Genomic DNA, 8657 nt, shown 5'->3' with positions numbered 1-8657 from the left:
CGCGTCGAACCACCCGCCGACTTGGCCGCCGTCATTGTTGCCGACGTCGACTACGGTTCGGGTCCGTTCGGACCCCAGCCGGCACCGCCAGCGCGGGCCGTGCGTACCGCGGAGGCCCAGGCGTCGGCGTCGACGAGGAGGAACTGCGCGGTCAGATCTCCCGCTTGCCGTGGCATGCTGGGAGCCTTGTCGTCCGCGTGGCTCTGCTCGCGGAGGGTGTGCTTCCTGATTGCGTTGAGCCTGCTGGCGTACGGCTCCGTGGGGAGCGCCGTCCGGTAGTGGTCGTCGCGGGCGAGCGCAGCGGTGGTGCTGGCGATTCGCTGCTCCCGGATCCTCTTTGCCTCCTGGACGTCCATCGGCCACCACTGGATGCGCTCGAGCTCGGCGATGAGCTCAGCACTGTCGGAGTACTCGCGCGGTTCGTCTGGGTCCTGCGCGATCGCGCGTCCGTACTCAAGGAGCCAGCCCGTTCTGGTACTGGTGATGCGTGTCGGCGACGTCCACGGCGTTTGCCTCGGCCCGTACAGGTGCGGCCGGCTTTGCATCGTGTCGTGGCTCCAGTCGGGCAGGCCCCCGTAGCCGACGGGGGCGGTCGGCGGCCAGAACCACTCAAGCGGTTCGCCATCGGGCACGTTCGGGTCAGCGACAGACCAGCCACGTTCCCACAGCTGCGTTGTGACGTCTGCGTTCTCCCACCTGATCGCGTTGACGAGGAAGCGGAGGTGATCGTCATCAGCGCGGCTCATCGCAGATCGCTGAAGGGATCCACGACGCTCTGCGCGCCATGTTCGGGGCATACCCACATGATCCGCACACCGAGGCCGTCAACGGCGCTGGGCTCCGGCTCGCAGTCGCCACCGCACGTCGAGCACGTCCGGTATGCCTCGTCACGAGGCACCCGGATATCCAGGCCGTCCGGTCCGTCGATGTGCTCGAAGTCCATATCGTGAGCCTACGACTGGTCGTCTCATCGGGGCAGAAGTTCTCCACAGGTACGAACGGAGCAGCCTCGGTGCTGACCGGGACAGCGTGCCGGCGCGCCAGTTCCTGAGAGCTCGGCCGGCGTGCGCATGCGGGGGAGTGGCGCACACGTTCGGGCACCTCGCTTCATCGGCGAACCGTCCGCATCGTCCACGATCCATCGCCCCGTCACAATCAAGGAGCTGCGCGCTCGTCTCGGGCTCCGGGGCCAGCCTTGTTGTCGTTGTGGCCGACTGTCGGGAGCAGCTGGGCAGTTGGGAGCGCGATGCCCGCCTGACGCAGAGCTAGACGGGCAGCGGCGAGAGCCCCGGCGTGGATGGCCTCCTGCGGGATCGGTCGGAGCGCAACCGCGGCCATGGCGGCGGCGCGGATGCCGCACGTGCACTCCGCCGTTGCAGCGGTCGCGGCTTCTGGCGCGCTGTGGGCAGGACAGTTTCGCCTCGTATCTGAGCGCATTCCATCACGCTACTGGAAGCGATCACTACCTGGAAGTCATCGCTACCCGCCATGACGCTGGATTGGTGGCAACTTCCCTCAAAGCGGCGCTGGGTGCGCAGGTGCGCGACCTCCGTCGTTCTCGGGGGATGACGCAGGAGAAGCTCGCCGAGGAGCTCGGGGTCAGCCCGCGGTACCTCGCCGGGATCGAGCGCGGCGAGCGTAACCTCACGCTCGACTCAGTCGATGTGCTCGCCGCCCAGCTGGGGGTGGCGGCCCTGGCGCTGTTGAGCCCCGAGCGATAGTCGCCCGCAGGTCGCTGGTCAGGGTGCGATCCTGGGGCGGCTCGGCCATGTGTCCGCGTCTCGAACGGGTGATCTGACGCCCACTTCCAACACTGTGGAATTCACACCGTTTTGACCGTCTGTGCTATGATTGCATAGGGAAACCTGTAACGAAAACATCCCTCCTTCACCGGGCGCGGGCAAGACCATGCTCGCCGCACGGCTCGCGGGGATCCTGCCCGATCTCGACGCGGATGCCGCGCTCGAGGCGGCCTCGATCCGGTCGTTGTCCGGCCTCTCTGTCGGTGGCGAGCTCTCCGAGCGCCCGCCCTTCGAAGCGCCCCACCACACCGCGTCCGCTGCGGCGATGGTGGGCGGCGGCACCCGGGTCATCCGCCCGGGCGCTGCGGTGCGTGCGACGCACGGCGTGCTCTTCCTCGACGAGGCGCCGGAGTTCCCATCATCGGTGCTCGACGTGCTTCGGCAGCCGCTCGAGTCCGGAACGATCGCGATCCACCGTGCGAACGCGGTCGCATCCTTCCCCGCCCGATTCCAGCTCGTGATCGCAGCGAATCCCTGTCCGTGCGGCAATGCCGGCGTCAAGGACTCGAACTGCACGTGCACGCCGATGATGCGTCGGCGATACCTCGGGCGCATCTCGGGCCCGCTCCTCGACCGCATCGATCTGCAGGTCCCGGTGTCGCGGATCACCGCCGCCGCCCTCCGTGTCGCCGACGAGCGGCCGGGCCTCTCGAGCGCCGAGGCTCGGAAGCGCGTCGTCGACGCACGCGCGGTCGCGCGGGAGCGGCTGCGCGGCACGCCGTGGCGCACGAATGCCGAGATGCCCGGCCCCTGGCTCCGTGGAGCGGGTCGACTGCACCCGGGCGGCCGCGCCACGGCGGCATTCGACTTCGCCCTCGAACGCGGGGGAATCACGATGCGCGGCTACGACCGCGTGCTGAAGACCGCGTGGACACGTGAATCACATAGGTGGAGGGTTATGACCGCCATCTCAGTATTCGGGCGGCGGCTGTGATCTCGGGGGTGACGAGACCACGGGCGCGCAGTTCGGAGATCTGGTTTAGGTCGTGCTTGCTCAACGCCTCCAAGATCACCCTCGCGGCAGGGGCCATGCGCCGGAGGTTACGAGCCACCACCTCGGACACGAGGTCGGGGCGCAGTTCAGATAGTTCCGCGGCCACCAGCAGGAGCGAGCCCTCCCGGTCTGAGAAAAGGCGTTCCACCATCTCCTCCTGCTTCGACGTGGGAACCGGCAGCTCACGAATGATGCGTACCGTGGCGGCCACGTCGTCGGGGCCAGGGCGAGCACCGAGGCCCATCACGAGCCCACCCCGCCGGACTCGGCCTCTTCAGACTGGTCCTCGTCCACGACGTGTTCAACCCCCAACCGGTCCGCTCGCACCGCCGCCAACTCGTAGGCCAGCGCCTCGACTAGCTCCTCGGTGACAACGGTGCGGAGCAGGCCCATGAACAGCGTGATGGTTTCCGGCCCCTCCGGATAATCGATCGATCCCGGGCCACCATCCCCGAGCAGCGGGGTCGTTGATGAGGGCCAGTTCCCCCAGTCACCCATCGTCCACCGACGCAGCAGCTTGGGTGTTCCGTGAGCGTCGGGGTACTTAGTGTCCAGCCGTGCCTTGAGCCACGCCCACGTCGCTACCAGCCGTCGCTCGTACTCGACCCAGCCGTTCGGTCGCTCGTGCTCGTCGTAGTTGTCCATTGCGGACCTCCTTCTCTCCAATTCCGCACAGGGCGGGTGCCTGTGCGTTTGGAGAGTGGAGGCTGCATGAGAGCGAGCTTAGGCGGCTTAGCAGCAGCAACGGAAGCCCCCAGAGATCCGGACGTTTTCCGGAGGGGCACTGGGGTTGATTTGTCCCATAGCCGTGCACAAGTACCGGAGTTGTTCTGAAATTCTTTCTGCTAACAGGTGTGGAACGATGATCTGCCTGATCAGAGCAATATCTCGTCGCGGTCTTCACGCGATTCCCACAGCTCTCCACAAAATCTCTGCACATGCCCGTCCGCGTTTCTCCGGGAATGTCCCCAGAGTTATCCACAGGCAGGGTTGCACGCCGCCGTGGTCGCCCCCAAGCTTGTGATGCCGTCAACAACGGCGAAGCGGCCCAAGGAGGTAGGAGTCCTCGGGCCGCTTCATCAGTCACTCACGCTAGGAGAAACCTTGACCAACCATACCGATCCCGGCGACGCGGTCGTCAAGACCTTCCTCGGCCTTCTGAAGAAGGACCATGAAGCCCTCGACCGTCTCGATGCCTACTACGTTCACTTGGCGTTCGACCGGGGGTTGATGGTGCACGAGATTGCAGCACAGACCGGACTCGACATCGTGCAGGTACAGAGGATTCTCGCTACGCCGCCGAGCATCTAGGCTGCTACGGATGGCGACGGACGATGGCAGCGGGGACGGCGGGCTCGAGGAAGTGGGCGTGCCCAACTGCCCCAATGACCTGTCGCCGATGGAAGCCGTCGAACGGCACGGCGCGGTGTTCTGGCGTTGCCCGGAGTGCGGACTTACCCGCTTGTAAGAAACCCGGCACGCCCTGTACGCCGTTCTCCCGCGTTCTCCCGGCTCTTCAGGTACCCACGTCCCGGGTGGGGTGCCGAGAGCGTTAGCGGGGCGTCTACGGGTGAGCGCTCGTCCGGGCAGTAGATGAGCCGGGGTGCCCGCTCCGGTGAGAAGCGAGCGCCCCGGCTCAGGTACTGGATGCTACTTGTCGCCCGCGAGGTCAAGGTAGCGGTTGCGGAGCCCCATCGTGGACATCCCCAGCGCGTCGGCGAGCTTCTGCCACGAGACACCGGCCTGACGGGCGGTCGCGATAATCCGGCGCTCCTGCTCGGCAAGCTCGGCCTTCTTCGCGACGACCTTGGCCAGTTCGGTGCGGGCCGTTGCCTGCGCCTTCTCCGTCGCCTTCTGTGCTGCCACCTGCTCGGGCGTCGGTGCCGGGGCTTCCTTCTTGGCGGGAGCCTTCTTCGCCGGGGGCTTCTTGGCGGCGGTCTTGGTGGTGGTGGTCATGATCGTTTCCCTTCGGCTGCGCCGACCGGGTGGTTCCCCGGGGCGTCGTGACCACCGATATTCCCTTCAACGACGACGATTCGACAACGACCATCTCGGCCCACGAAACTCCCCGAGCCCGCCGATGTCAGATGCTCCAACCACAATGAGGAGCATGACAAACATCCCTGACGCAGGTCGGCAGTCCGCTCACGTTCTCCTCGACGCCGTGGTGGCGTGGGACCCCGAGGGCGACGGGGACGCAAACGTCGCCGCCATGAACCTCGCTCTACAGCGCATCAACGCGGTAGATGGTGCGGTCACCGGTGACTACGACGAAGAGCGTGAGCACCTCGCACTCGACGCGTCGAACCTCCTCGGGGGCATGATCGTGAGCACCAACTGGCTGGTACACCGCCTTGCCGAGGCTCATCGCAGTTCTCCCGAGCTTGTAGTCTCCGACCTCCGTCGCTTCCTCGACGATTAGAACCGCGAAGTCTGGGCTCGGGCAACTTGTAGCAGCCCTTGTAGCACCCGGGGTGGTCAAAGTGTCCGGGGGGGTAAAACCACTACCCAAGGGAGTGGTGGTAGGGATGGGAACGTCACGATCCGAGCCCCTATTCGGGTTAAGTACCGGCTTTCGGACGCGCGTGGTTGGATCATGAGATGTCAGAATGGATCCCCCTGTTGCAGACACTCGCCTGGGTAGGGCTCATCGTGGTCATCCTCGTCCTCGGCCGACGCAACTGGGGTGGGATCATGCGGTCCATCGAGCGGCGCATAAGTCAAGGCGACGAGATGCGCTTGAAGGTCTTCGGCATTTCCGGCCTACTGAGACGCGCGGCGACGGGCCTGCCCCGCCTTGAGTCCGCCGACGATGTGGAACCGCAGGCACTGACGATCTCGGAGTCGAAGGACCTTACGGACATTCGCGAGAGGCTCGGAAAGGACCAACGAGGCGTGCATCTGGTCCATGTGGTCGCCCCATCCGACAAGCCAGGACAGCGCTACGACATCTACGCCTATCTGTACGGGTGGGGCCGTGGCAGGTTCGGAAATCCGGAGGACCTTAGCGATGTCGTCCGTGCCGAGTTCTTTCTGGGACCGGAGTTCAACCCGAGTGGCGTCGCCGTCGAGAACGACGGGAGCGGGCGCATGGGCTTTTCTACATCAGCACACGCGCCCGCCATCTGCCTCTGCAAGGTCACGTTCAACGATGGGCACGAGGCCCTGCTCTCGCGGTACCTGGACTTCGCGTCCGCCGATCTGGCTCTGGAAGCTATCGCACCGACGAGCTGAAGCTCGATACGCCTTGCGGGCGTTGCGAATGCCGATCCCTGAGCGGAACGCTTGGGCGTGAATCCCCTAAGCGTTGTTCACTAACCTACGAGCCATGACGTCCCCGTCAACAACCCGAGGACGGGTGTGAGCGACGAAGCGCACCCGCCCCCGGGGGTCTATCCGCTGCGCAGCCAGTCGCGGGAGATGGTGCCGAGTCCGGCTCGCGGTGCCCCGTTGCCACGGCTGGAGTTGCAGTGCTTATGCGACGGCTTCAGGTTCGCCGGGTCGTTCAAGTGCTCGGGGTGCGTGCTCGCCGGGTAGAAATGGTCCGCCTCGAAGGAGTACGCGGTACCCGGGAGCGCGTCGTAATCGATGGGTTGACCGCAGAGCCAGCACCGCGCGTCCTCGGCCTCGCACTGTTCCCGGAACTCGGCGCGCACCCGCTTGTAGACGTCCGTGCTCCGTGCCCATCTAGCCCGCATCTGGCACCTCCGTGGACGCCTGTACGAGGGCACCCATTTCCCCGACCATCTCGCCGACCGTGGTCTCGAAGCTGAAGTAGCTGGCGATTCGCCGCCCGTCCGCCAGCTCGCACTCCACGCGGATGGTGGGCACGTTGCCGGGGGCGTAGCCGAAGTTCAGGCGCGCGTTCCGGAACAGGGCGTCGAGGTCGCTCCACAGCAGCGGCTGGACCATCAGCGCATCCTCGCGAGACGGAGCCGTAGCTCCAGCTCGGCGGTCCGAATCTCCCGGATGTCGCGGGCGGTCTTCACGGACTCCACGAACGTCGTGGGGTTCGCGCCGACCGGGACGAAGCTGAACTCGTGCACGTTGACCGCGCGGAGCTCGTTCGCCTTCGTGCCGTCGGCAAGCGTCACCGGCCCCTCTTCCTGCGTGGTGAACGCGAAGGAGAGTTGGGTGACCCGCTTGGACAGGACGAGCCGGTGCACCTGCTCGGCTACCGGGTTGTCGAGGTCGAACGTCCCGGACACCCACCAGCCCGTCTTATCGGTGCCGTAGTCGTCGGCCCCGGCAACGAACATCGCGGGATCATCCATCCGGTGGCCGAACAGGCCGGGGATGGTGTTCCCGGACTCCCGCCAGCGTTGCAGGGTGGCGTCGAACGCATGCCGGTGCACCACATCGCCGTAGGAGTCGGGCTGGCGGGTGAACGTCGAGGGGTAGGCGCGGAAGGTGCCCGCCCTGTCCGCCTTGATCGAGCCGGGCGGGGCGAGCTTCCGGCGCATGGTCTGGGTGGTGGGCATCAGGGCACCACAGAGGCCTTCACGATAGCTCCGGGTCTGAATGCATCGAGGTGGAATCGTCCCTCGCAGCGGGCGCGGACCTGGTTCTTGGTGAACAGTCCGTCGTCGGACCACTCGACGGCGATCCGGCCATCGCTGGCGAGTTCCACTGCACCGGCACCGAGCGCCCACGCGGTGTTCGCCGGGACGTTGGCGCTCGTGATAATCGGGACCCCCCACGCCTGCCGACGACCCGCGTCCACAGGCGTGCCGTCCACACCCCAGTCGAACGCGCCGGACGTGTTGCGCGTGGTCTGCGCGGTCTCGAAATCACCGGCGTTCACGACGAACACCGATGGCTGCGCGGACACGTTTTCGAGCTTCGTGATGGCCTGCCTGAGCGCGGCCACGAGGCTGGTGCCGGTCGCGGTCTGGGTGCCGCTCTGGAGATTTAATCCCGTGAACTCTTCAGCGTTGGCACCGCCCGGGTTGCCGAGGATGATCAGCCGCTCAAGCTCATGCTGGAGCCCGTCGAGGAGTTCGGTCTCCACGAACCGGCGCAGGTTCACCGCGTCCTCGAGGAGGTACTTGTCGATGGGCTCGGAGGTGTGCGCCACCACCCGTAGCCGGGCGTCCGTGCTGGTGACCGTGTACGTGGACTGCGGCTTGGTGCCGCCCGCCGCGACCGCCGCCGCGAGGTTCGTCCGGGCCGTCTGCCGGAGATACCGGTACACGACGCCGCGCACCGTCACCGGAATCACGTCGAGCAACGAGATCGGGGCACGGTCGGACGGGGTGATGTCGGCGAGGATCGGGGTCTCGACCGTGATGCTCGACCCGGCCACGAGCGCCTTTTCCTGCAACGCCGTGAACGCTGGCGCGGCGGCCTGCTTGAGGCTGAGCCTGCCCTGCGTGATGGAGCCCGGTGCCGTGTCGATCGTCTCGGGCATGTTGTTCAGCTTGGAGAAGATGGCGTCCATCCGCTCCGAGCGGGCGATCGACTCATCGAGCGATTCGATGCCGTCGAGGAATCCCTTGACCTGCTGTTCTTCGTCGTCGGTGAGGGTGCGGTCGTTGTCCGCCTTCGCCGATGCGATGACGGCGTTGGCCTGATCAAGCAGCGCCTGACGCTGCTGGAGGAGAGTGCTCATGGTGGGCCTCCGAGGTGTGCGAATCACCCGGCACAGGGGCGCGCCGGTATGGGCTGCGCGTGATCCTCGTGCTAGCTCCTGCGCCTTGCCCCCGTCGGGGTCCTCGGCGGTGGCCGGAACGTGTCCGCTCACATCGCGGCTGCCGCTGCTCCCGCCTTAGCTCCTCGGCCGTGCCCCCGTCGGGGTCCTGGGCCTTGGCCTTGGCAGGCTGTCAGCGTGCTGCGTTGCTGCCACCCATCATACCGGAGAA

General features: G+C 66.4%; 13 protein-coding genes and 1 pseudogene. 6 read left to right on the top strand and 8 right to left on the bottom strand.

Annotated features, from left to right (window positions below; genetic code table 11):
• Positions 1–50 precede the first annotated feature (50 nt).
• Together ACFWN7_RS02010 and ACFWN7_RS02005 are read right to left on the bottom strand one after the other, a co-directional pair.
• Complete coding sequence (locus ACFWN7_RS02010; protein WP_376936999.1) at positions 51–746, bottom strand: hypothetical protein; 696 nt, start codon at positions 744–746, stop codon at positions 51–53.
• The gene (locus ACFWN7_RS02005; RefSeq protein ID WP_376936998.1) at positions 743–943 is read right to left on the bottom strand and encodes a hypothetical protein; all 201 of its coding nucleotides are present in this window, start codon (positions 941–943) and stop codon (positions 743–745) included. The genes ACFWN7_RS02010 and ACFWN7_RS02005 overlap by 4 nt, the downstream gene beginning before the upstream one ends.
• Before the next feature lie 559 nt (positions 944–1502).
• Here ACFWN7_RS02005 and ACFWN7_RS02000 point away from each other — a divergent pair.
• Positions 1503–1721 (top strand): helix-turn-helix domain-containing protein, encoded by a 219-nt coding sequence (locus ACFWN7_RS02000; RefSeq protein ID WP_376936997.1) that lies wholly within the window; start codon positions 1503–1505, stop codon positions 1719–1721.
• 169 nt (positions 1722–1890) lie between these two features.
• A pseudogene (locus ACFWN7_RS01995) lies at positions 1891–2736 on the top strand (ATP-binding protein); the annotation flags it as partial.
• 303 nt (positions 2737–3039) lie between these two features.
• Here ACFWN7_RS01995 and ACFWN7_RS01990 read toward each other — a convergent pair.
• On the bottom strand, positions 3040–3441 hold the full coding sequence (locus ACFWN7_RS01990) for a hypothetical protein (protein ID WP_376936996.1): 402 nt from the start codon (positions 3439–3441) through the stop codon (positions 3040–3042).
• 459 nt (positions 3442–3900) lie between these two features.
• Between ACFWN7_RS01990 and ACFWN7_RS01985 the strand changes: the two genes are divergently transcribed.
• Positions 3901–4107, top strand: a complete 207-nt coding sequence (locus ACFWN7_RS01985) for a hypothetical protein (RefSeq protein WP_376936995.1) — start codon at positions 3901–3903, stop codon at positions 4105–4107.
• A gap of 10 nt (positions 4108–4117) precedes the next feature.
• Positions 4118–4264, top strand: a complete 147-nt coding sequence (locus ACFWN7_RS01980; protein ID WP_376936994.1) for a zf-TFIIB domain-containing protein — start codon at positions 4118–4120, stop codon at positions 4262–4264.
• Positions 4265–4446: 182 nt separating this feature from the next.
• Here ACFWN7_RS01980 and ACFWN7_RS01975 read toward each other — a convergent pair whose 3' ends face one another.
• Positions 4447–4752, bottom strand: coding sequence for a hypothetical protein (locus tag ACFWN7_RS01975; protein ID WP_376936993.1), 306 nt, complete (start codon positions 4750–4752; stop codon positions 4447–4449).
• Between the two features lie 154 nt (positions 4753–4906).
• Here ACFWN7_RS01975 and ACFWN7_RS01970 point away from each other — a divergent pair, with 154 nt between their 5' ends.
• Positions 4907–5218, top strand: coding sequence for a hypothetical protein (locus ACFWN7_RS01970; RefSeq protein WP_376936992.1), 312 nt, complete (start codon positions 4907–4909; stop codon positions 5216–5218).
• A gap of 179 nt (positions 5219–5397) precedes the next feature.
• Positions 5398–6030, top strand: a complete 633-nt coding sequence (locus tag ACFWN7_RS01965) for a pYEATS domain-containing protein (protein WP_376936991.1) — start codon at positions 5398–5400, stop codon at positions 6028–6030.
• 158 nt (positions 6031–6188) lie between these two features.
• On the opposite strand, the gene ACFWN7_RS01960 is transcribed toward ACFWN7_RS01965, so the two are convergent.
• From ACFWN7_RS01960 to ACFWN7_RS01945, 4 genes are read right to left on the bottom strand one after another with little or no spacing between them, the layout of a single operon-like run.
• Positions 6189–6494 carry an HNH endonuclease gene (locus tag ACFWN7_RS01960; RefSeq protein ID WP_376936989.1) on the bottom strand — a complete coding sequence of 102 codons (306 nt, stop codon included), beginning with the start codon at positions 6492–6494 and terminating at the stop codon, positions 6189–6191.
• Entirely contained in the window at positions 6484–6708 is a 225-nt protein-coding gene (locus tag ACFWN7_RS01955; RefSeq protein ID WP_376936988.1) for a hypothetical protein, read from the bottom strand. The genes ACFWN7_RS01960 and ACFWN7_RS01955 overlap by 11 nt, the downstream gene beginning before the upstream one ends.
• Positions 6708–7277, bottom strand: coding sequence for an HK97 family phage prohead protease (locus tag ACFWN7_RS01950; RefSeq protein WP_376936987.1), 570 nt, complete (start codon positions 7275–7277; stop codon positions 6708–6710). The genes ACFWN7_RS01955 and ACFWN7_RS01950 overlap by 1 nt, the downstream gene beginning before the upstream one ends.
• Entirely contained in the window at positions 7277–8407 is a 1131-nt protein-coding gene (locus ACFWN7_RS01945) for a phage major capsid protein (RefSeq protein ID WP_376936985.1), read from the bottom strand. Before ACFWN7_RS01945 ends, ACFWN7_RS01950 begins: the two co-directional genes overlap by 1 nt.
• Between the last annotated feature and the right edge of the window lie 250 nt (positions 8408–8657).

Source organism: Agromyces sp. NPDC058484 (genome assembly GCF_042720415.1).
Taxonomy (GTDB): Bacteria; Actinomycetota; Actinomycetes; order Actinomycetales; family Microbacteriaceae; genus Agromyces.
Note: the sequence above shows the minus strand (reverse complement) of the source record. Positions and strands in the feature narration are given on the sequence as shown.